We start from the raw sequence: 23,267 nt of genomic DNA, 5'->3' as shown, positions 1-23,267 counted from the left end.
GGGTATCAGATGAAACTGCAGGACCTCGATATCATCATCACCGCGCCGCCCGCGCCGGGATGGGGCGGTCGGTATTGGATTTTGGTCAAAGTCACGACCGATACCGGGATCACCGGCTGGGGCGAGTGCTATGCGTCGTCGGTTGGCCCCGAGGCGATGCGCTCTGTGATCCAGGATGTGTTCGAACGGCATATGCAGGGCGAAAACCCGGAAAACATCGAGTTGATGTTCCGCCGCGCCTATTCCAGCGGCTTTACGCAACGCCCTGACCTGACGGTCATGGGCGCATTCTCGGGGCTGGAAATTGCTTGCTGGGACATTCTGGGCAAGGATCGCGACCGTCCGGTTTATGCCCTTTTGGGCGGGCTGATGAACGATCGTATCCGGGCCTATACCTACCTGTACCCCCTGCCCCAACACAATCTGACCGATTTCTGGACGTCACCGGAACAAGCCGGGGAATGCGCCGCTGAAATGGTTCGACGTGGCTTTACGGCTGTCAAATTCGACCCGGCCGGACCTTACACCATCCGCGGTGGGCATATGCCCGCGATGACGGACATTTCGATGTCTGTGGCTTTCTGCAAAGCGATCCGCGAGGCGGTGGGCGACAAGGCAGACCTGCTGTTCGGCACACATGGGCAGTTCAACACAGCTGGCGCAATCCGATTGGGACAAGCGCTAGAGCCCTATTCGCCCCTCTGGTTCGAGGAACCGACGCCGCCGGATATGATCGATGACATGGCCCGCGTCGCGCGAAATGTCCGCATTCCGGTCGCGACTGGCGAACGCATGACAACCAAGGCCGAGTTTGCTGCGGTCTTACGTGCCGGAGCGGCGGAAATCCTTCAACCCGCACTAGGCCGCGCCGGTGGCATTTGGGAGATGAAGAAGGTCGCCGCCATCGCCGAGGTTTTCAATGCCCAGATGGCCCCGCACCTTTATGCCGGTCCGGTGGAATGGGCCGCCAACATCCATCTGGCTGCCTCAATCCCGAACCTGTTGCTGCTTGAGACCATCGAAACGCCGTTTCACGATCAACTGATCAACGGGACACTGCAGGTGGAAAACGGGTTTGTCCCGGCCCCAACCGCGCCCGGTCTTGGGATTGAGGTCAACGAAGAGCTGGCCCGCGCGCACCCCTACACAGGCGACGGTCTACATTTGCAAATGCAGGAAGATCCCTGCGATTACGCCAATGGAAATGCCTTCCAGGGTGGCGCGCCGGCAACCGAGGGGTGACAACCCTATGCATCTTGGGGCACATTGGCCCAACCAAAAGGTGTTAGACAGGCCGCGCGTGACACTTAAAGACGACCACAACAAGCAATCAGACACTGCGCTATCCGACATGAAGGAAAGCGCGGCAAGGGCGTCTGCCTTTCTCAAAACCCTCGCGCATGAGGGCCGGTTGATGATTTTGTGTCATCTGGCCGACGGTGAGAAATCTGTGGGTGAGCTTGAGGACCTTCTGCGTATCCGACAGGCAGCGGTTAGCCAGATGCTGGCCCGCCTGCGCGCCGAGAACCTTGTTGCAACGCGCAGAGAGGGCAAGTTGATCTATTACTCTCTGAACGATGACGGCGCAGCACAGGTGATCGGCGTTCTCTACGAAATGTTCTGCGGCCCGGATAGCGAACAGGCCTAGTTGGATACGTAACCGGCGATGACCTGCAGCAGCTTGAAGGCTGTTGCGGCATCGTTTTCAACCACGGCCAAGAATTCTTCCTCACCGATCCGCAGGCAGGACAGCTCGGTTTCGGCAATCATGCTCAACGCCCGAGGTTCCTTACGGATCAGCCCCAACTCTCCGACCAGAGCACCGGGGCCAACTTTTGCAATCAACTGATCCGCTCCGTCGGGCTGCGGTAGGTACAACCCCGCTTCTCCGCCTAGAACCACATAGGCACCGTCGGTCGGCTGATCATCCTTGAGGAACACGATCTCTCCGGGTTGGGCATCAAACCAGCGCGCACCAAAGGCGAGCAGGCGCAGTTGTCTCCGGTCCAGCCCGGAAAACAGTGGTGTCTGCTCAAGCGCGCGAAGCTTCCGCGCAAGGTCAGCTGAGGCGGCGCTGTCTTCCTCCACGTCCGCAGGTCCTTCATCCGAGACCACCCGACCTTGACGTATTTCTACATACATGTCGAATACGCCGGGATTTTCGAACTGGTCATTCAGATAGATCACAGTCGTATCCGGCAGCAACGCCCGCAGGTTTTTGTAGACCGCCACCTTCGAGGCCATATCGTAGCTGGCCAGTGCGTCCTCTAGGATCAGAATGTCGGGTTTCTTGATCGTCGCGCGCGTAAAGGACAAGGGTTCAGCAAAGACCGCAGGCAGGTTCTGCCCCCCCAACGCGACCGGAACGTCATAGATCAGTTCGACTACCAGAGGGCGCGCGCCGTTTTCGTTCAGCACATCGACGATCAGCTTGCGGGCCTCATCCGAACGCGCGCCGCCGATCTGGCTAACCTTGCCGAACAGCGCGTTTTCCAGAACCGTCAAACCCGGTGCAAACGCCGTGTTGTCCAGCGGCACGAAAACGTCCAGCAGCCGTTCCAGCAGCTTTTCGGAATGGCTGTGACGCAATTCAAGAATCCGGTCCTTCAGGTCATCCGTGAAGGCCGGGCCGATCTGTTCCGCAGAAATCACGAAAGGTACGGCCAGAAGGTTGGCCAACTGTTCATCGTCCAGCCCCGAGACACCTTCGTTCCGGGTCTTTTCGACCAACTCGACAGCGGCCTCATAGGTCTGCGCGTCAAGTCCCAATTTGCGAAACAGCGGGTGGTCCGTGCCGTCCAGACCAAAGATCTGGCGCAGCATCTCGATCACATCCCGCGTCAGGCTGACCAGGATTTCGTCCAGACCAAACGCGCGCAACTGCTGCAGGAACACTGTTTGCTGTGCCAAAAGCTCTTGGGTGACGGGCACTTTCGGTGTGGCAAACAGCAGGTTTTCCGCAACCGGCAACGCAGCGTTATAGCAGTTGCGATCAAAGATCAGAGCTTGCTGACCCAGCCCTGCGTCCTTTACCGCCTGCTGCACAAGCGGGCGCAATTCCACTAGTTTTCGCGCCAGTTCAGGGTGTTCTCCCGCATCAAAGACCTGTTCTGCACCGCGCAAGAACAGAGCCGCCCCCGAACCCATCCCGTCGATCAGTTTCAGCCACCAGTCGCGCACCTCGTCCGCGCTTTGCAACCCGGCGGTCGTGGGGTCCAACCAATCTGCCTTGAACGGATCCGGGCTGTTTCCGGCACGCAGCGTCTCGGCAAATCCGGGATCATCCGTTTCGCTCGACTGCGGTTTGAACCGCATCGGCATCATAACGTTGTCGCCCAGCGTGCCCTGGAACATCACCGGCCGGGACGAGGCATAGCCGATCCGCGCGGCCACAACGCCTTGGTGCAGGTCCGACAGGTTGAGGTCCCCAATCCGGACCCGGCCCGCGCTTGGCAGGATTTCCCGCGTCAACAGCTCGGCCACAGCGCGACGGTCCTCTTCGCTGGGGGCCGCGATCCCGATTGTTTGTCCGCTGGCAAAAGTCAGGTTCAGATCGTCCAGCACCTGATTGCCGTCCATGTCACGGACCGAGACATGATCCAGCACAATATCGCCGCTCAGGCGGGGGCGTGTCTCAGGCTCGCCCTCGAACAGCTTTTCGTCCTGCATGCCTGCCGGCGCAAACCGTTCTGTGACCACTTCCCAGCGCAAGCCCATATCCTGTGTCTGGTTGTAGTAGGTCAGCAGTTCCTTCCACGGCGAGCTCAGGTCTTTATACGCCGCCAGAGCGGCGACCAGCGCCCCCAGCGAAACCGAGCCCTGCAACACAAGAAGACCACCAACCAGATAGAACATGAACGGCGTCAGCTGCGAGATGAAGTTGTTTATGAACTTCATAAAGAACTTCTTCTGATAGATTTCGAAGCGGATGCCGAACAGACGGCCCAACTGGTCCGAAATCATCGCGCGGCGATACCGCCACCCGCCATTGGTGCGCAGGGTGGACGCGCCCGCCGCGTTCTCGCCAATTTGTGCGGCCAGAACCCGGACCTCCTGAATGCGTTTTTTGTTCAGAAGGTTGATCTGGCGCTGCAGTTTCGGGATCAGCCAGGCCTGCAGCGGGATCAGCGCAACTGCGGCCAGTCCGAACCAGAAGCTTTGCAGGAAAAGAAAGGACAGGATGGTGATCATCTGCCCGGCTTGCAGGACAGGCTGGCTGATCGCGTCGCCCATCAACCCACCCATCGGTTCACTTTCAGCGGTGACCATGGATACCAATTCACCCTGGCTGACCCGTTCGAAATAGGGCTGCGGGAAACGCAAAGCGCGGCTGATCAGGACATAGCGAAACCGGCGCAGCATCCGCTCGCTCAATACACCTTTCATCGTATTGATGCGCATTTTCATCAAGCCATGCGCCAAGACCGCCATAAGGAACGCGACGCACAGAATGATCAAAAAGGTCGTCTGCGGCAGGCTGTAGCCCCAGAACTCGACAGTCGGGCTGGTTGCGCCGATCGCATCATTGATGATGCGCTTGGGCAGCTCCAGCGTCAGGTACAACAGCGGAAACAGCGTCGAGGTCACGGCCAGCAGGATCAGCTGGTCGCGCTTCGAGTACTTCCAAATGAACTGGAAAATTGAACGTTCTATGGAACCTGCCCCTGCTGCGGATCACCGATCCGATCTTGACGAAAGTGTCGCAAATCCAACACCCCGAATTTACCGCAATCCAGTCAAAAGACGCAAACGGTTTCCAATTTGATCAGATAATTGCCGAATGTGAACAAGTTCATTTGCGCATGCTGCCATAAGTGCCTAGAGTTTGGACTGGGACGATATCGGGAGGACGAATTTGACTGCCAGTATAGGCGCAGTGCTGTTGATGCTCTGCTTATTGCAGATCAAACATATGTTTGCGGACTTCTTCCTACAGACCCCGAAAATGTTGGCAGGACGCGGTGAGTATTTTCACCTGGGACGTGCGCAGCATGCGGGTGTGCATGTGGTCGGGTCTGTACTTGTCTTTTTGGTTTTCGGCGCCCCCTGGTCCTTTATTTTGATCATTGCCGCGCTGGAATGGGTTGTTCATTTCAATATCGATTTTGCCAAGGCCAGTTATTCCGACAAAAAACAACTGGTCCCAACACAGGCCGCTTTCTGGCGCGCCGCCGGTCTGGATCAGTTCATGCACAATCTGACCTATATTGCGATGGTATGGGCCTGGGTTGAGTTCGTCGCCGTACCCGTGACCTGAATCACGCCACGTTCTCTAAAGCACTCAGACGATATGCCTGAAGCCATTGCCGGTCCAGCTGGTCAATCCGAGCTGCATCAAAATGGTCCTCATGTTCCCAATACCGACCGGATGGCACGAAATAGTTCAGTGACGCCTCGGTCTGCAAGGCGGGCCGCATACCCTGGGTAGATGGCAAGCCGGATGACATGAGCGTATCGGGCGTGACGGACGGATAGACCAGTCTGCTGTCCCCTTGCGACAGGCGCACAACCCGACAACCCTGTGCCGCACCGAACAGACCCAACCGCGCGGACTTCGCCTCGAGCGAGCGCAGCGTGACATCGGCGCGCAACGGATCGGCGGCACCAGTGCCGTAAAAATGGGTCTGGCCGGAATTCGGATAAATCATATCGCAACCGAAATAGGCCAAAACGGCCGGTTTCAGCGCCGCAAGGGCCCAATATCCGGCGGTGAACGCCATTGTGCCACCGGCATACACAAAACCGCCAAACCTGTTTTGCAACGGGACGTAGTCACGCGCCTCGACAATGCGTTGACCCTCCAACAGGGTATCCGGTCGGTTGTCTTCAGGAAAATCCTCAGGGTGGATCAAAAAATCCCAATCAGGGCGAATGCGCCAGGCATTGTTGATCGCCACGATATGGGTGAACGGGGTTCGGGACCACTCGCGCGCAGCCATCGCAGCCGGAGCGCTCCCAAGTATCAAAACACGATTTTTCGGCTCGGCCATCCTGGGTCCTGCCTATTTTCAGTTCCCAGGAAGGATAGAGCGTTTTGTTCAGTTAACTACCCCAGAACAGAAAAACTGCTTTCTTCGTTGATCGGGCGCTTACGGGAATAGAACCCAACATCAATCGACCGCCCGATGTAAGGCAGTTCGTATTGGAGCGGTTGCGCATCGTGATCCGCGCCGCCCTCGCAGTATTCGATCAAGGCCGTCATCATCTTGCCAGCAATCGGAGCATTCTTGTACTGGTTCCCGCTGGTGCCGCAAGCCATGTAGAAGCCCGGCAGGCTGGATTTGTCATAGATCGGAATCCAGTCAGTCGATGCGTCATACAGGTCCACTACCCCGCGCGTTTTGGAGGGAATACCGAGGCTGGGTACACGCTGGGCATACCGCATTGCCTGAGTGGTCCACTGGTCGGTGAAGTCGTGGTTGTAGTGCACGTCATCCTCGCACCACTGATGCGGGTCGCATTCCGGGTCTTCTGAGCCGACCAGAATGTGGTTGCCATGTTCAGGACGGCAGTAACAGGCGATATCGCTGTCCGAGACAATCGTGCCATCGTTTTCAAAATCGAACCCTTCGGGCGCGGGAACGTGGACGACTTCCTGCCGCAGTGGACGTGTCTTGATGGTCATATCGCCCAAAACGTCGGCCATTTTGTTGATGATTGCCGAGCCAGGACCGGCGACGTTCACGACAACTTTCGCATGGATCTCCTCACCCGACGCCAGTTTGACGCCCGAAACCCGGCCCCCGTTGGTCAGTATCTGAACCACCTCAGCCCCCGTGCGCACTTCCGCGCCGTGCTGCTTGGCTGCATCCATCAGGTTTTGCGCGGACAGCGCCGGATCGGTGACATAGCCCGCCTGCGGCCAGAACACACCGCCGCGCATCTTGCGACCGTTCGGTTGACCAAAGTCCGGGTCGTCCATACGACGTGCAGGTGCGAAACTGTCTTTGGAATAGATGGGCAGACGTTCACTGACTTTGTCCACCGACCATTCTTCGAACGGGCAATCCAGATCGGCACTGTTTTTCATATGCTTTTCCAGCATACCGTTCGCGTCGGTTTTCATCACCAGACAGCCGGTTTCACGGAACTGCGCCAAGTTGGCGCTTTCCGGCAGACCAAGGTATTCAGCCCAATCGCGCCAGTAGTGGTAACCCTCCCACGCAAATGCCGTCCCATCGAAGGTCGAATAATGCATCCGAATGATCGCGCAGGACCCCGCGGTCGAGCCGTGGCCAACCTGGCTGTTTCGGTCCAGCGACAGGGTTTTCCAGCCTGCCTTGGCCATTTCAAAGGCGATGGCCGCGCCGATCACACCGGTTCCGATGATGATTGCGTCAGGTTGGCTCATGAGGGATCTCCTTTCCAATAGCGCATTGAATAGGCGCTGAATTCTTCGACTTCTTCGGGTTTCGGTTCAACCCCGGTGAAAACGTAAAGGTAATGCGGAACCATGGCGATCCGCGTCTCCATCGGTTCGTTCAACTGCGCCAGATCGTAGCCGATCTGCATATAGTACAGCACCCGCGCGCGGGTTTCGGCCTCGTATTCGGAATAACCGTATCGCGCAAACATCGCGTGCAGAGCCTTGAGCCTGCGCGCATCGGATTGATCCAGCGCCCGCCGCACCTTGCCTGATTTGCGTGCCCAGTCGCGGACGGCAAAATCAAGCGCCGTATCGAACAATGAGGTGTTCACCACGCAGCGATGAACATTGCAGACCGCTGCTGTGATCGTCTCTGCCGGGGCTTCGGCCTGCGCAACCAATGCCGCGGTATTCGTCGCCTGCCAGCGTGCGAGCAGCGCATCCAGAAGTTCCTGCCGGGACTTGAAGTACCAATAGAAAGACGACCGCGACACGGCCATCCGTTCCGCCAGATTCAGCACTTTGATCTGATCCACGCCATCCGAGATCAGAACGTCCATCGCCACGTTCAGCCAATCATCGCGGGTAACCTTGATGTTGCCGACCAACGGCTCGGCTTCAGGGTCATCCCGGTGCAGGATAGGTTTCGCGTTCATTCAACTCTCCGGCGGTGCGCCGCCTTCAGCGGTACGACGCGCGACAAAGTCCTGCAAGGCTCCGATACGGTCACTGTCACTTGGCGGCGCTTTGAACTCGCTCAGAATGCCTTTCCAAACACCCGTCGCCCGATGATTGGCATCCACCGACCCGCGTTCGGTCCACGTTCCGAAATTTGCGTAGTCATGCACATGGGGCTGGTAGAACTCGGTGTTGTACCGCTCCATCGTCTGGCTGGAGGCAAAGAAATGCCCGCTGGGTTCAACCTCGCTTAGCGCCGTGTCGAACCCGATTTCGGCAGTGCCTGCCTGCGCCCCGGCACAAAGCTCGGCCACCATGTTCAGAACCTCGGCATCGCAGATCATCTTCTCGAAGGACACGGTCAGGCCACCCTCGAGCCAGCCTGCCGAGTGAATGATCACCGTCGCCCCGGCCATCAGACAGCCCCAAAGACCGAACTGATTTTCATTCGCGGCCTGAACGTCGTTGATGTTCGAGGCCGAGCCAGCAGCAGACCGCCAAGGCAGGCCCAAGTGCCGCGCCAGTTGCCCCGCCGCCAGCGAGGCCTGAAAATGCGATGGCGTACCGAACGCAGGCGCACCTGATTTCATGTCCACGTTGCTGGTGAATGTCCCGTAGCACACAGGCGCACCGGGATTGGTCAGCTGCGTCAGGGTCAGGGCCGCCAATGCCTCGGCATGCGACAACGTAATGGCGCCGGCCACTGTGATCGGAGCCATAGCCCCCATCAGTGTGAACGGCGTGATGATCGACATCTGGCCATTCCGCGCAAAATCAATCAGGCCCTGCGCCATCGGGATATCCAGCGTGCGCGGGCTGTTGGTGTTGATGATCGTGTAGCAATGCGCGCCCGAGCGGAACTCGTCGTCCGACAGACCGCGCGCGATGGACAGCATTTCAAAGCAATCCATCACCTGCGGGGTGCCACGGGAAAAGAAGAACGGGAATTTGTCCGTCAATTCCATCTGCGCCTGAGTTGTGAAGTAGTGGCGCAGGTGGGTCGGAACGTCCTGCGGCTCGACCTGGGGCGAGATCATCTGGAACACATCGAAATGATGGGTCAGCTTCAGGAATTCCAGATAGTCCTGCCCCGTGGCCGGACGCCGCCCACGTTCCAGATCGGTGGCATTGGGTGCCCCTGCCCCCGGTTGAAACACCAGACTGCCCAGCTCCAGCGTGAAGTCCCGGTGTCGCGCGCCGGCGTGGCATGCAATCGACTTTGGCGCTGATGCGACAGCGGCCTCAACGATATCGCGCCCGACAAAGACCATCTCGGTGTCTTCATGCACCCGCGCGCCCGCATTCCTGAAGATGCGGCGCGCCTCGGGTAGCAGGCATTTGACCCCAAGCTCCTGCAAGGTGCGCAGGGCCGTTTCGTGCATCTCGGCGATCTGATCCGCCGGGAAAACTTCCATCTGGGGAAAGGGATTGCGCAACTGGCGATAGTTCACGTCCCGGCTGGGCGCAGGGGCGGCTTCCGCACCTCGCCCGCGCCGTCGTCGTCCACGTTCGGATGTTTGACCGATCATGCTCAGCCCCTCATCGCTTTGCCCTGCGGGTCGTATGGCGACGGGGCGATGATCCGCGCGGGACGTTCAACGCCGACCACATGGACCGAAAGCTCGGTTCCCGGCTCGGCCTTGTCGCGATTGACAAGCGCCATTGCCAGAGATTTGCCCGTGTAGTGGCCATACCCGCCTGATGTGACAAAACCCACACGTTCTTCACCCGACCAGACGGGCTCGTATCCGCTGGCGTCTGCATCGACGGCATCCACCTCAAGCGTCACTTGAACCTGTGCGGGGCCATTTCCGTCGCGCTCGGCGACAGCAGCCTCTTTGCCGACAAAGTCCTTGTCCCAATCGATCCAGCGATCCATCCCGGTCATTCCGGGTGTGTAAAGCTGCGTGAATTCCGCCGACCAGATGCCAAAGCTCTTCTCAAGTCGGGTTGAGAGCATTGCGTTGAAACCGCACTCACGAATGCCCTCATCAGCACCCGCCTGCAGCAGCATCCGGCGCAGTTTGATGTGGTCGCCATAGCGGCAGTTGATCTCGTATCCCTTCTCACCCGTGACAGACATGCGGGCGACACGCGCGCGGACCAAGCCGATGTCGAAATCGCCACAGCCCATGAATTTGAGGCCCGAGATATCCTGCTCGGCCAGTTTCTCGACCACAGCCTGCGATTTCGGTCCGACAACAGCGAAGCCGCAGTATTCTTCGCCCAGATCGTGGACGTTGACGCCGTCGATCATGTGATCGTCGAACCACCGCATATGCCAGGCGCGCAGGTAGTAGCTGCCCATGATCCACCAGGTGCCATCGCCCCAGTTCAGAACGGTCAGATCACCTTTGAGACGCCCGTTCTCGCCCAACATCGGAGCCAGCTTCGCCCGCCCCGGCGCGGGCAGTTTCGATGCCATGACCTTGTCGAGCCACACTTCGGCGTTAGGGCCCGAAACCTCGAACCTCGAAAAGCCCGAGATGTCCAGCAGACCCGCGCCTTTGCGGATCACCTTGCATTCCTCGGCCACGATATCATGCGCGTTTGAGCGTTTGAGCGTCGGCGTCTCTTCAAACCCTTTCGGTGCGAAGTAGAGAGGGACTTCCAGATCCCAGCTGACGCCCCATTTGCAACCCGCCTCGGTCATCGCATCATGCGCAGGGGCCATTTTCAGCGGACGTCCCGCCGGCAGTTGTTCGTTCGGATAAGTCATCACAAAACGGCGCGAGTAAAACTGGCCGGTGGTTTCGCGGATATAGCGTTTGTTCTGCGCGAAGTCGCCATAGCGCGCCACATCCATCGGCCATGCGTCGGCTTCGGGCTCGCCATGGATCATCCATTCGGCCAGCGTCTTGCCGACGCCACCGCCCTGCAGGAAGCCCGCCATCACCGCGCAGGCCGACCAATAACCGCGCTTGCCTGGCACCGGACCGACCAGAGGGTTGCCGTCGGGCGAGAAGGTGAACGCGCCGTTCACCCAGGTCTTGATGCCGACATTCTGGATCGACGGATAGCGTTCGAAGCCCAGCGTCAACTCATTCTCGATGCGGTCCAGCTGTTCCTGAAACAGCTCTTCGCCGTAGTTCCACGGTGCGCCGTCCATGGCCCAGTGTTCGTGATCGACCTCGTAGATACCGACCAGAACGCCCTTTTGGTCTTGCCGCATATAGGTGAAGCCTTCGAGGTCCACGGTCATCGGCATCTCGAAATCCGCCGCCGCAACTTCGGGCACCGCGTCGGTGATCAGATAATGATGCTTGAGCGGAGAAACCGGGAGTTCGACCCCAGCCATGCGGCCAACCTGTTTCGCCCAAAGGCCCGCAGCATTGATCACATGCTCACAGGTAATCGTGCCCTTGTCGGTCACAACCTGCCAGCCATCATCGGTCTGGATCAGCTCTTCGACCTTTGTTTCCTCGTAGTATTCAGCGCCGCGTTTCTTGGCTGCCGTCGCATAGGCCTGCACGGTGCCGGTCGTGTCGATATAGCCTTCGCGATCCGCCCACATCGCACCCAGCACGCCGTCTGTGGACATGATTGGGCAGCGTTTCTGCGCCTCTTCCGGGGTCAGCAACTCGCAATCGTCAATGCCAATGGACTGGAAAATGCGGTAGTTGGCTTGCAGCCACTCCCACCGCTCAGGCGTGCCTGCAAGCGTCAGGCCTCCGGTCATGTGCAGGCCGATATTCTGGCCGGATTCCTTTTCGATCTCGCTGAGAAGGTCGATAGTATAGGCCTGCAGTGACGCCATGTTCGGGTCCGCGTTCAACGCGTGGATGCCACCTGCCGCGTGCCACGAGGACCCGGACGCCAAGCGCCGGCGTTCCAGCATCACAACATCCGACCAACCGAACTTGGCCAGGTGATAAAGAACCGAAGCGCCAACGACGCCGCCTCCGATGACCACTACGCGATACTGAGATTTCATCCTGCCCTCCCCTGCATGACTCGCAGAGGACGCTAGAGGCACTGTTCACATCTGTCTAGACATTTCTGTACAGTTCTGATCGCGCTGCATAACCGACCTAGGCTAGGCAACGATCAGAGTTGCGCGCTTGGGCGGGATGCGACCTTATCGAACCACGCCAGAGTGGCAGCATTTTCCTTTGGAATCCGCATCTTGATCACACGGGCGAAGTCGACGAAGACGAAGGTTGAGATGTCTGCGAGGGTGAATTCCGCACCCGCGACAAACGGACTTTCCGCGAGCCTATCTTCGAGCATCGAAAAGAAACGACCGACCCGCGCGGATCCGCGTTGTGCCAATTCGGGGATTTGGGCGTGATTCACCGGTCCGGGAATCGCCCGGTCCGCAAAGGCCGGATGGGTGTTTCGCAAAGTCTCGGCAATGGGCATGCCGCCCTGCTGTTCGACGATGCTGTTCCACATCAGGACCTGCCCTTTTTCATCGGGCGTGCGCCCCATCAGGGGCGGTTCAGGGAACCGGGCCTCTAGATAAGCAGCGATCCCGAGGTTTTCGGTCAACGCGGTACCATCATCCGTAACCAACACAGGAACAGTTGCGTTCGGGTTCACAGCGCGGAAATCGTCGGCAAGCTGTTCGCCCTTGGCGATCGAGATTTCTCGGGTCTCAATCTCCAGACCCTTTTCGGCAATGAACATACGCGCGCGGCGCGGGTTTGGAGCGGTGGAGCAATCATAAAACAGCATCGAGACCTCGGGACAAGTCAGCGGCGATAGATAAAGCAGCGGCCTTCCACGGCGCCCGCGGGCAGTGGAAGTTCGGTCAACGCATCGAAGTACATCCGATCGCTGGACACCATCAAACCGCCCTCGGCCAATAGCGGTTCAATCAGCGGAGAGACAAAGCGGGCGAAATCGTCGTTCTTTTTGCGGTTATGGCCGCCCAAGTCCGCATGGATCAGGCTGGCAGTCGCGCCAAAGCGATCCAGCGACGCGGGCAGCGTTTCGCGAACGTCTCCCAAGATCACGCGATCCTCGGGCGGCGTGGAATCCGGATGCGAAGCCACCGCGCGCTCGAACACATAGACCGTACGGTCGTCAATGTACTGCACCATGTGGTGATATGTCCGCCCATTGCCCAACCCAAGTTCGAACACTGGCCCCGGCATACCTTTGGTCTGGGCAATGGCGAAATCCAGACAGGCCCGCTGGGACACCATGCGGTCGATGAACAGATCCAGGCGGCTTTGGTTGTCGGGCACGGGGAAATCTCTCCTTGATATCAATCAGCTTATAATCTGCGGCTGACAGTGCATGTGATGACAAATCCTCAAGGTTTTGTGTAGCCGGATTGGCAAAAGTTTCACATTTTCGCGACAATTCAGCCTAAGAACGGGTTTGACTACACAGGTCCAACCGCGCGAAACTGCATCAAAAAACACAGGGAGTTGAAAACGCCGATGCCGACCTTCGGACAAACGGGTAGAAAACCCGAATGACTGCGTTGTTGTCCGTCAAGGACCTGAGCATCGGATTCGGTGCGGGTGAGCCTGTTGTCAAAGGTGTCAGCTTTGAGGTTGAGGCCGGGCAAACGCTGGCATTGGTCGGTGAATCCGGGTCGGGCAAAACCATCTCATGTCGTGCGGCTTTGCGGATCCTGCCGCGCGCAGCGCAGATTCGCAGCGGCACAATTACCTTGAATGATTCGAAGGGCTTCGAAGATCTGACCCAGATCAGCGAACGGCAGATGCGCGACATTCGCGGCAACCGGGTCTCGATGATTTTTCAAGAACCGATGCGATCGCTGTCCCCGCTGCACAAGATCGGCAATCAGGTCAGCGAAGTTCTGTGGCTGCATCGCAATGCCTCCGAGGCGCAGGCCCGCAAAGAAGTGCTGACCCAGTTCGAGCGCGTGGGCTTCCCGGACCCTCAACGCGCCTATGATTCTTATCCGTTCGAGTTGTCCGGCGGGATGCGCCAACGCGCTATGATTGCGATGGCGATGGTGTCAAAGCCGGAATTGCTGATCGCGGATGAGCCGACAACCGCGCTTGACGTTACGACACAAGCGCAAGTGCTGGGGCTGATCAAGGAATTGCAACGCGAAACGGGCATGGCCCTGATCCTGGTGACCCATGACCTGGGCGTTGTGGCCAACATGGCCGAGCAGGTCGTCGTCATGCACAAAGGCCGCGTGATGGAGGCGGGTGCCGCCGCGCCGATCCTCAGCGCCCCAGCGCACCCTTATACGCAACAACTGTTCAACGCCGCGCCCGCCATCCCCGATGAAGAGTCGGTCGGCTTGCCAATGCCGGATGAAGACCTGATCCTTCAGATGAAGGGCGTGTCCAAAACCTACACCATGCGCTCAAGCAAGGGGTGGCAAGAGGACAAGCTGATCCATGCCTGCCACGGCGTCGACCTGAACCTTGCCCGCGGCAAGACGTTGGCGATCGTGGGCGAAAGCGGATCCGGCAAGACCACGGCTGCGCGGATTGCCCTTGGCGCCGAGCTTCCCGATCCAGGGGGCGAGGTACTGTTCCGCACCGCGCCGGACGAAGACTCGATACCCGTGCATCAGATGACGCGCGCCCAGCGCACCGCGTTCCAGCGCAAGGCGCAGATGGTATTTCAGGACCCCTATAGCTCGCTCAGCCCACGGATGCGCATTCAGGACGCACTAACTGAACCGCTTGAGATCCACGCCATCGGGTCCGCTGCCGAACAACGCGACAAGGCGGTCGAGATGCTGCAACGCGTTGGCTTGAACGGTGATATGCTGAAGCGCTATCCGCACGCGTTTTCTGGCGGCCAGCGACAGCGCCTGTCGATTGCGCGGGCGATGATGCTGGACCCGCAGCTGATTGTCTGTGACGAGCCCACCTCGGCGTTGGACGTATCAGTTCAGGAACAGATCCTCACCTTGCTGGAAAATCTGCAGGACCGACTGAACCTGTCTTACCTGTTTATCTCGCACGACCTGGCGGTCGTGGCGCGTATCGCCGACGAAGTTGCGGTGATGCGCCGGGGGCTTGTCGTCGAACAGGCACCACCTGAAACACTGTTTTATAACCCGCGCCATCCTTACACCAAAGCGCTGATCGCCGCTCAACCGGAACCCGACATCAACCGACCCATCGACCTGAAACTGGTTGCTTTGGGTGCAGGTTCACCAGACAGTTGGGATGACACCTTCCGATTTACCGACTCCGTGATACCTTCATTGGTAGAGATGGAGCCCGGACATAAGGTACGATGCCATGTTTAAGACCACTCGCCCTCTCATTCTGGCCGCCGCACTGGCCGCCACCTGGATGCTGCCCGCCACGGCAGACACGCCCACTCCGCAGGAAAGCGCATTCTGGGCCACAGAAGTAGACGCGGGCAACCTTCCTCCTGTCGCCGAACGGTTGCCAGCCGAGCCGCTGGTGGTGGACCTGGCCACCAAGGGCAGAGAGTTTGGAACACCGGGCGGAACGCTGCGCACCATGGTCACCCGGTCCAAAGATATCCGCCAGATGGTGGTCTATGGCTATGCCCGACTGGTCGGCTTTAACGAAAACTACGAGATCGTGCCGGACCTGCTGGAATCCTACGAAAACGAAGGCAATCGCAAGTTCACCCTGCATCTGCGCGATGGTCACAAATGGTCGGACGGATCGCCGTTTACCTCGGAAGATTTCCGCTACTGGTGGGAGGACGTGGCCAATAACGAACTTCTCAGCCCTTCGGGTCCGCCGGATTTCCTGATCGTCGAAGGAAAGACACCAACCGTTACTTTCCCGGACGAAACCACTGTTGTGTTCGAGTGGGATGATCCCAATCCCGATTTTCTGCAGTCCCTCGCGCAAGCGCGGCCACCGTTCATCTATCGCCCCGCCGCATTCCTCAAACAGTATCATGACAAGTTTGCAGACGCCGAAGAACTCGCCTTTCTGGTCGAGGACGCCCGTGTCAAAAGCTGGGCCGCCCTGCACAACAAGCTGGACAACCTGTACAAGTTCGACAACCACGAACTTCCGACTCTGCAACCGTGGCTGAACGCCAGCTCAGGTAAGAAGATCCGCCATAATTTCGTGCGTAACCCGTATTACCACCGCATCGACTCGAATGGTGTGCAACTGCCCTATATCGACGTGGTCGAGATGGAGATCGTTGCCCCCGGTTTGGTCGCGGCCAAGGCCAACGCGGGCGAGACTGATTTGCAGGGACGTGGGCTGGCGTTCCGCGACGCGTCAATCCTGAAAAAGGGTGAAGCTGGCGGCGACTACAAAACCCTGTTGTGGAAGACCGGCGTCGCGTCTCAGATCGCGATCTATCCGAACCTGAACTATGCCGACGAGGCCTGGCGCGAGGTGCTGCGCGACGTCCGGGTGCGCCGCGCCCTTTCGCTGGCCATCGACCGAAAAACGATCAACCAGGCGCTTTATTTCAAGCTGGCTCATCCCGGCGCGATGTCGGTGCTGCCTGCCTCTCCGTTCTTCAACGAAGAAAACGCGCAGGCCTGGGCGCAGTATGACGTTGATATGGCCAACGCCCTCCTGGATGAGGCCGGCCTGACCGAGCGCGACAAGAACGGCATCCGACTGCTGCCCGATGGTCGTCCGATGGAACTCATCATCGAAACCGCCGGTGAGCGGCAGGAGGTTGAAAACGCCCTGCAGATCGTCACCGACACATGGCGTGAGATCGGTGTCGACCTTGTCATGCGTCCTCTGGACCGGGACATCCTGCGCAACCGCGTCTTTGCTGGAAATACGATGGCATCGGTCTGGTTCGGCTGGGATGACGGCATTCCGCAGGCCCACACCTCGCCCGCCTATCTTGCCCCGACCGATCAGGTGTTTCTGGCGTGGCCCAAATGGGGGCAGTATTACCAAACCGGCGGCGATGTCGGCGAAGCGCCCGACATGCCCGAGGCCAAGCGCCTTATGGAACTTGCCCACGATTGGGAGGTCGCTACAACCGACGAAGAACGCTCTGCCGTCTGGACCGAGATGCTGAACATCCACGCCGACCAGCTTTATGCCATCGGTATTCTGAACGGCGCGCCGCAGCCCATCGTCGTGTCCAACCGCCTGCGCAACGTACCCGAGCAAGGTATGTGGGCGTGGGAGCCCGGAGCCCATTTCGGCATCCACCGCCCCGACGAATTCTTCTTCGCCGACTGATCAGGAGCAGCTAAATGGTCATGCTGCGCTATGCGGTGTATCGCTTTTTCACGATGCTGCTGACTTTGCTGGTGGTGTCGGTACTGATCTTTGTGATCATAAACCTGCCGCCCGGCGACTATCTCAGCAACCAGATCGCAGAGCTTCAGGCCTCGGGCCAATCTGCCGGCGTGGCCAAAGCCGAGTTTCTGCGCACGGAGTACGCCTTGGACCGCCCGATCTGGGAGCAATACCTGATCTGGATGGGTTTCTGGCCCGGTCCGCACGGGTTCGAGGGCCTGCTGCAGGGCAACTATGGCTGGTCCTTTGAATTCGACCGCCCCGTGGCCGAAATCGTGGGTGATACGCTGTGGCTGACTGTCGTGGTCAACCTTGCAGCCATTCTGTTCGTCTACGCGGTCGCTCTTCCCTTGGGTGTGATTGCGGCGGCCCGGTCGCGGACGTGGATCGACTATACCTCGGCTTTTGTGGGTTATCTGGGTCTGGCAACACCGAACTTCCTGCTGGCGCTGATCCTGTTTTATTACGGTCACCGCTATTTCGATCTGCCCATTGGCGGTCTGATGGACCCCTCTTTTGAGGGCCAGCCGATGAGTTGGGAAAAGCTGAAATCCATTCTCGTACACCTGATCGTTCCGACATTTGTCATCGGCACTTCGGGTGCGTCGGCCATGATGCAGCGTCTGCGTGCCAACATGTTGGATGAGCTGGGCAAACCCTACGTCGAAACCGCCATCGCCAAGGGTATGGCCCCGTCACGGATGCTGACGAAATACCCGCTGCGCGTCGCCTTCAACCCGTTTGTGGCCGATATCGGAAACCTGCTGCCCTCGATGGTGTCTGGTTCGGTTCTGGTTTCGGTGGTTCTGGGCCTTCAGACCATTGGTCCTACCCTGCTGACCGCGCTGAAGACGCAGGATCAATTCCTTTCGGCGTTCATCCTGATGTTCGTGGCCTTGCTGACCCTGATTGGCACCATGATCTCTGATATTCTGCTGGTCATGCTAGACCCGCGCATTCGCTACGAGGGGCGTGAAGCATGACCAAACATCCAGACGGTCGCTTTGTCGACGACGCTCCATTCGATCCCGATGCCTCGCTCCAACAGGTTGAACGCGCCGATCTCGACGCCCCTAACTGGCTGTTGGTCTGGCGCAAGTTCAGAACCCACAAGCTGGGTCTGATCTCGGGGATATTCTTGCTGCTGTGCTACCTGATGTTGCCCTTTGCAGGGTTCATCGCACCCTACGGTCCGAATGAACGGAACGGCGAACACCTTTATGCCCCACCCCAGAGCGTCAACTGGTTCCACGAAGGCAAGTTCATAGGCCCCTATGTCTATCCGATCGTTGCCGAGGCCGATCTTGAAACGTTCCAGTGGAAGTTCGTGCCCGATACCGAAGATCCCCGCCCTATTCGTTTTTTCTGTGAGGGGTCCGAGTACCGGCTGGCCGGGTTGATCAAGTCTGACACCCACCTGTTCTGCGCGCCCGAAGGGGCAACCCTGTTCCTGTGGGGATCGGATCGCCTTGGGCGCGACGTGTTCAGCCGAATTCTTTACGGCGCGCAGCTGTCTCTGACCGTCGGCCTGATCGGCATTTCGGTGTCGTTCTTCCTGGGTATCCTGTTCGGGTCTATGGCTGGTTACTTTGGAGGCAGGATCGACTGGGTCATCAACCGCGTGATCGAGATTCTGCGATCCCTGCCGGAACTGCCATTATGGCTGGCCCTTTCTGCCGCTGTTCCATCGAATTGGAGCCCAGTCGCGGTGTTCTTCATCATCTCGATCATTCTCGGGATACTTGATTGGCCCGGTTTGGCACGTTCCGTACGCGCCAAATTCCTGTCCCTCAGGGAAGAGGAATACGTCCGCGCCGCCGAGATGATGGGCGCAAGCTCGGGCCGTGTCATCCGCAAGCACCTCTTGCCGAACTTTATGTCTCACTTGATCGCCTCGGCCACCTTGTCGATCCCGGCGATGATCCTTGGGGAAACTGCGCTCAGCTTCCTGGGCCTCGGCCTGCGGGCTCCGGCGGTCAGTTGGGGTGTGATGCTGAATGACGCGCAGAACCTCGCCTCGATCGAGATCTACCCGTGGACAGCCATCCCGATGCTGCCCATCATCGTCGTGGTGCTGGCCTTCAACTTCCTGGGGGATGGGTTACGCGACAGCCTCGACCCGTATCAGCAATGAGCCTGCTATCCGCCCTGCCCGCTACCGACAGTTACCGGACAACTGGCAAAGGCGCCCTATCCAGCGCGTTTGCCGTATCCGAACTGGCAACGGCCACCTTCGGCGCGGTCGGACAGGAATTGGCACGGCTGACAGCGGCCCTCAACCTGTCGTCTGACATGCCTTCGGCCACGGTAGATCACAAACTGGCCTCACTTTGGTACGGGTTTTCCTTCAAACCTGACGGATGGGAAATGCCAAGCCTTTGGGACGCGGTCGCAGGGGACTACCAAACCGCCGACGGCTGGATCAGGCTGCACACCAACCTGCCGCGCCACCGGGCCGCGGCGTTGAAAGTGCTCGAGGTCAAGGCGGATCGGACCCACGTGGCGCAAGCAGTACGCACATGGCCCGCAAGCGAACTGGAATCTGCCGTCGTCGCTCAAGGGGGCGTTGCTGCGGCCATGCGCAGCCGGTCAGATTGGCTGGACCATCCTCAGGGCCGTGCCATATCCCGCGATCCGCTCATCGGATGGCATAGCCCGCGCCAGATCAAACTGCGCGACAGGCCCGAGGCCTCGGCAGCGCGCCCGCTGGCAGGGTTGCGCGTCCTGGACTTGACGCGCGTGCTGGCGGGTCCAGTCTCAACCCGCACACTGGCCGGGTTCGGCGCCGAGGTCCTGCGTATCGATCCCCCCGGCTGGGACGAGCCCGGCGTTATCCCGGATATCTCACTTGGTAAATCCTGCGCCTATCTTGATCTGAAATCGTCGGCTGGGCTCGAAAAGCTGCAAGACCTGCTCTCACAAGCCGACGTCTTCATCCATGGCTATCGCCCCGGCGCACTGGACGGGCTGGGGCTGACCAAAGCCAAGCGCGATGAACTTGCACCGAACCGGGTCGAGGTCACGCTGGATGCTTATGGCTGGCAGGGCCCATGGGCCAACCGTCGCGGGTTCGACAGCCTTGTACAGATGAGCGCCGGGATCGCCGATGCAGGCCGGGATTGGGCGAAGGCGGACAAACCCACTCCCCTGCCGGTGCAAGCACTGGATCACGCGACCGGCTACCTGATGGCCGCGGCCGCCCTCTCTGCCATGGCCGAGGCTGCACTGGGAAATCCCATCATGTTGGGCCAACTTTCCCTGGCGCGCACAGCCGAACTTCTAGCCGTTCTCAGCAAGTCTGAAACGCAAGAGAGCATTTCCGGCGCGATGCCAGCCGATTACGATACCAACCCCGAGGCCTCGGGCTGGGGTCCTGGTCATCGCCTGAAACCGGCTTTGTCCGTGGGTGCGGCCAAGATGGTTTGGGACCGGCCCGCGTCAAAGCTTGGCACTTCGCCCCCTGCTTGGCCATCGCTGCACGCCTGAACCAACCGCCGCGCGGCACGCGCGGCCCGGCCCAACGCTTTGGGTGACGTCTCGTCAGAGACGTCACCCAAAGGGGCGGGAGCGCGCCCTAGCGATCGTCGCCGCCCGGTCCGATGTCGTCCAGATAATCCTCGTCAATTGCCGCCTGAACTGCACCAGTCACGACCTCACGCTGCTTTGGCGTCAGATCCTCGGCTTCTTTGCCATCCGCAAGGCGCACCGTGACCTCGCGGTGGGCGAACTTGATACCTTCCCGCGCGAACAACTCGCGAATTTCCTGGTACACTTTCTTACGCACCAGCCATTGATCGCCCGGCTTGGTCATGAACTTGACCCGTATGATCATCGCAGAGTCCTGCATCTCGATCACGCCCTGCGATTTCAGCGGTTGGATAAAGTTGTCTCCGATCACCGGATCGCTCAGCAACTCCTGCCCCAGCTTCTTGATCAGCTTGCGCACCTTTTCGACATCCGTGTCGTAGGTCACCCGCAAGGGCAGTTTCATGATCACCCAATCACGCGAGTAGTTGGTCAGCACCTTGATCTCACCAAAGGGGATCGTGTTCAGCGCGCCCAGATGATGGCGCAGCTGGAATGACCGGACCGAGATCTTTTCGACCGTTCCCTTTACATCCCCTATGTCGATGTACTCACCCTTGCGGAACGCGTCATCCATCAGGAAGAACGCGCCCGAAAAGATGTCCCGCACCAGCGTTTGCGATCCGAAACCAACCGCCAGACCGACAACACCAGCACCTGCAAACAGCGGGCTGACATTGATGCCCAGCTCCATCAGGGCGATCAGGGCAATGGTGACAACGACCACCGCCAGAATGGCCCCGCGGAACAGCGGCAGCAGGGTCGCAAGCCGGCTCTGTCCGCCTTCCCCGCCTTCGTCGCCCAACTCGGCCTCACCGCCGCCATCGTCGATTTCCTGCGCGATTTTGGAGTCGATCCAGATGCGGAAGAAATTGAACAGGACGTAGCCGATGAACAGGATCACCATAACGTCCAGCGCACGTTCAATCGGCAGGTCCTCGCTCCAGCTTGCGTCTGGGTTCCAGATAACCACCAGCGCATAGAGGCCGACGACAAAAGCCAGAATACCCGCGACCCGACGCGCCAGATCTTCGTATGTCACGATGGAATGCTTGCGCATTTCAGCCTGTGGGGTCTCAATCACCTCATCCTCGGCGTCGACTTCGACGTCGTCCGAGGTTGAATTCAACTCGACCATCTGCCGGTTGCGATCGAAATACCGCTCAAGCAGGTAGTTCATCGCACCGTAGGCAACCACGACCGACATGAAGATGGCATAACTGCTGGCCACAATCGGGATCGAGTTCTCGTTTTCCAGCACGAGGTCAACCGCGAGCTTGAACCAACTGAACACCATGTACAGGATCAACACCGGCGCCCAGGCAAACGAGATAAAGCGCAGAATCCACGACACCTGATCCGGCGTCCGACCGCCACGAATGGCGTTGGAAATGGCGCGTGCGTTGAACAGGATCATCAGGACATTGCCCAACGCACCCAGCATCGTCAGACTGCCATAGACCATGGCGTAGACGTTATAGTTGAGCCCGAAATCCGCGACCCAGGTGGCAAACAGCACAACGGTAATGTCATATGTGGCCAAAGCGGATGCCCAGATGTACAGCCGTTTTGCGTCGCGATCCGAAAAGGGCGGCAGTCGATATTGGCTAAGGTACGGAGACAGCACCATCCGCCACAGGTCGGACACAGTGCGCGACAAGAAAAACGCCGTAAAAATGGCGGTGACTGTGAATTGGATAGAGATGTCTTCGGCTTCGCCAAAAAACAAAAACCCGACAATTAGCGCCATCAGCATCGCAAAGACCGTGGCTCCGATCCCCATGAAGAAGCGGAACACCAGGAAAGGCATCTTTTCGCGATAGCCCTGCGGGTTCTCTTTGGACCGGGCGACGACAAAGCCCTTGGCGATGCGCTTGCCGTAAATCTCGATCGACAACCATCGTCCGATCAACAGAAACAGGATGTTCCAGAACAGAACTTCGACATAAGTTTGAATGCGCCCATCCGGGCTGGTCTGGCGCAGAATGTACTGAACTTCGAAGATCGAATAGGGCAGCGCCTCAAGCCGCGAATTCATGGACTCGCGAAACTTGGAAAACCGCTCCTGCGCCTTCATCAACTGCGAACCGTCGCCCATCGGGTCCGACGGGCCTTCGGGTCCCGGTGTCGCGCCTTGTCCTCCGGTGGATACGATCTGCCCGGTACTGTCGATGACGATGACGCTGGCACCAGACTCCGTTGCGGACCGGATCGCCGCAGCAAGGTCGCTGTCATTGGTTGGTTCCGAGCTGCTGCTTGAACCCGTGGGATAGCCCGGAATAAGCGAGGTCTGTGCTGCGGCCCCACCCACCAGCGCCAGGGTAAGGGACCATAGTATCAGCGTTAATCCGACCAGAAATGTGCGTTTCATCCGGTTTTCTTCCAATTCATTCTTCGCAAGGCAGAGTATCGAAGCCTTCTGGCCGGTTCAAACACTCAACCCCTGACGTCGCAATATCGTGTCACGGCGTGTTCCT

General features: G+C 59.0%; 17 protein-coding genes. 8 read left to right on the top strand and 9 right to left on the bottom strand.

Annotation, left to right across the window (positions count from 1 at the left end):
- The first annotated feature begins 9 nt into the window (after window positions 1-9).
- Together ACR0MV_RS14810 and ACR0MV_RS14805 are read left to right on the top strand one after the other, a co-directional pair.
- Entirely contained in the window at window positions 10-1,242 is a 1,233-nt protein-coding gene (locus ACR0MV_RS14810; protein WP_480702593.1) for a mandelate racemase/muconate lactonizing enzyme family protein, read from the top strand.
- 109 nt (window positions 1,243-1,351) lie between these two features.
- Window positions 1,352-1,648 carry an ArsR/SmtB family transcription factor gene (locus tag ACR0MV_RS14805; RefSeq protein ID WP_480702771.1) on the top strand — a complete coding sequence of 99 codons (297 nt, stop codon included), beginning with the start codon at window positions 1,352-1,354 and terminating at the stop codon, window positions 1,646-1,648.
- Here the strand turns inward: ACR0MV_RS14805 and ACR0MV_RS14800 are convergent.
- Window positions 1,645-4,641: a cyclic nucleotide-binding domain-containing protein gene (locus tag ACR0MV_RS14800; protein ID WP_480702770.1), complete on the bottom strand. Its 2,997-nt coding sequence runs from the start codon at window positions 4,639-4,641 to the stop codon at window positions 1,645-1,647. The genes ACR0MV_RS14805 and ACR0MV_RS14800 overlap by 4 nt on opposite strands.
- Before the next feature lie 244 nt (window positions 4,642-4,885).
- Between ACR0MV_RS14800 and ACR0MV_RS14795 the strand changes: the two genes are divergently transcribed.
- Entirely contained in the window at window positions 4,886-5,257 is a 372-nt protein-coding gene (locus ACR0MV_RS14795; RefSeq protein WP_437440835.1) for a DUF3307 domain-containing protein, read from the top strand.
- A gap of 1 nt (window position 5,258) precedes the next feature.
- Here the strand turns inward: ACR0MV_RS14795 and ACR0MV_RS14790 are convergent, their stop codons facing one another.
- The 7 genes from ACR0MV_RS14790 to ACR0MV_RS14760 all read right to left on the bottom strand — a co-directional run bounded on the left by ACR0MV_RS14790 (window position 5,259) and on the right by ACR0MV_RS14760 (window position 13,236).
- Window positions 5,259-5,990, bottom strand: a complete 732-nt coding sequence (locus ACR0MV_RS14790; protein ID WP_480702592.1) for a hypothetical protein — start codon at window positions 5,988-5,990, stop codon at window positions 5,259-5,261.
- 56 nt (window positions 5,991-6,046) lie between these two features.
- Window positions 6,047-7,351, bottom strand: a complete 1,305-nt coding sequence (locus tag ACR0MV_RS14785) for an NAD(P)/FAD-dependent oxidoreductase (RefSeq protein ID WP_480702591.1) — start codon at window positions 7,349-7,351, stop codon at window positions 6,047-6,049.
- Window positions 7,348-8,022, bottom strand: a complete 675-nt coding sequence (locus ACR0MV_RS14780; RefSeq protein ID WP_480702590.1) for a TetR/AcrR family transcriptional regulator — start codon at window positions 8,020-8,022, stop codon at window positions 7,348-7,350. Before ACR0MV_RS14780 ends, ACR0MV_RS14785 begins: the two co-directional genes overlap by 4 nt.
- Window positions 8,023-9,573, bottom strand: a complete 1,551-nt coding sequence (locus tag ACR0MV_RS14775) for a trimethylamine methyltransferase family protein (protein WP_480702589.1) — start codon at window positions 9,571-9,573, stop codon at window positions 8,023-8,025.
- Between the two features lie 2 nt (window positions 9,574-9,575).
- A complete protein-coding gene (locus ACR0MV_RS14770; protein ID WP_480702588.1) occupies window positions 9,576-11,978 on the bottom strand; it encodes a GcvT family protein in 2,403 nt (800 codons plus the stop codon).
- A gap of 113 nt (window positions 11,979-12,091) precedes the next feature.
- Window positions 12,092-12,721 (bottom strand): glutathione S-transferase family protein, encoded by a 630-nt coding sequence (locus tag ACR0MV_RS14765; RefSeq protein ID WP_170426812.1) that lies wholly within the window; start codon window positions 12,719-12,721, stop codon window positions 12,092-12,094.
- Window positions 12,722-12,738: 17 nt separating this feature from the next.
- Window positions 12,739-13,236, bottom strand: coding sequence for a class I SAM-dependent methyltransferase (locus ACR0MV_RS14760; protein WP_170426813.1), 498 nt, complete (start codon window positions 13,234-13,236; stop codon window positions 12,739-12,741).
- 233 nt (window positions 13,237-13,469) lie between these two features.
- Here ACR0MV_RS14760 and ACR0MV_RS14755 point away from each other — a divergent pair, with 233 nt between their 5' ends.
- From ACR0MV_RS14755 to ACR0MV_RS14735, 5 genes are read left to right on the top strand one after another with little or no spacing between them, the layout of a single operon-like run.
- Complete coding sequence (locus ACR0MV_RS14755) at window positions 13,470-15,242, top strand: ABC transporter ATP-binding protein (RefSeq protein WP_480702587.1); 1,773 nt, start codon at window positions 13,470-13,472, stop codon at window positions 15,240-15,242.
- The gene (locus ACR0MV_RS14750; RefSeq protein WP_480702586.1) at window positions 15,235-17,145 is read left to right on the top strand and encodes an ABC transporter substrate-binding protein; all 1,911 of its coding nucleotides are present in this window, start codon (window positions 15,235-15,237) and stop codon (window positions 17,143-17,145) included. Before ACR0MV_RS14755 ends, ACR0MV_RS14750 begins: the two co-directional genes overlap by 8 nt.
- Before the next feature lie 14 nt (window positions 17,146-17,159).
- Window positions 17,160-18,188, top strand: coding sequence for an ABC transporter permease (locus ACR0MV_RS14745; RefSeq protein ID WP_170426816.1), 1,029 nt, complete (start codon window positions 17,160-17,162; stop codon window positions 18,186-18,188).
- On the top strand, window positions 18,185-19,339 hold the full coding sequence (locus tag ACR0MV_RS14740) for an ABC transporter permease (protein ID WP_480702585.1): 1,155 nt from the start codon (window positions 18,185-18,187) through the stop codon (window positions 19,337-19,339). The genes ACR0MV_RS14745 and ACR0MV_RS14740 overlap by 4 nt, the downstream gene beginning before the upstream one ends.
- Window positions 19,336-20,691: a CoA transferase gene (locus ACR0MV_RS14735; protein WP_480702584.1), complete on the top strand. Its 1,356-nt coding sequence runs from the start codon at window positions 19,336-19,338 to the stop codon at window positions 20,689-20,691. Before ACR0MV_RS14740 ends, ACR0MV_RS14735 begins: the two co-directional genes overlap by 4 nt.
- Window positions 20,692-20,779: 88 nt before the next feature.
- Here the strand turns inward: ACR0MV_RS14735 and ACR0MV_RS14730 are convergent, their stop codons facing one another.
- On the bottom strand, window positions 20,780-23,161 hold the full coding sequence (locus ACR0MV_RS14730) for a mechanosensitive ion channel domain-containing protein (RefSeq protein WP_480702583.1): 2,382 nt from the start codon (window positions 23,159-23,161) through the stop codon (window positions 20,780-20,782).
- Window positions 23,162-23,267: the final 106 nt, after the last annotated feature.

This window comes from Ruegeria sp. BC3, from assembly GCF_056539265.1.
This window is presented reverse-complemented; position numbering and strand designations above follow the sequence as displayed.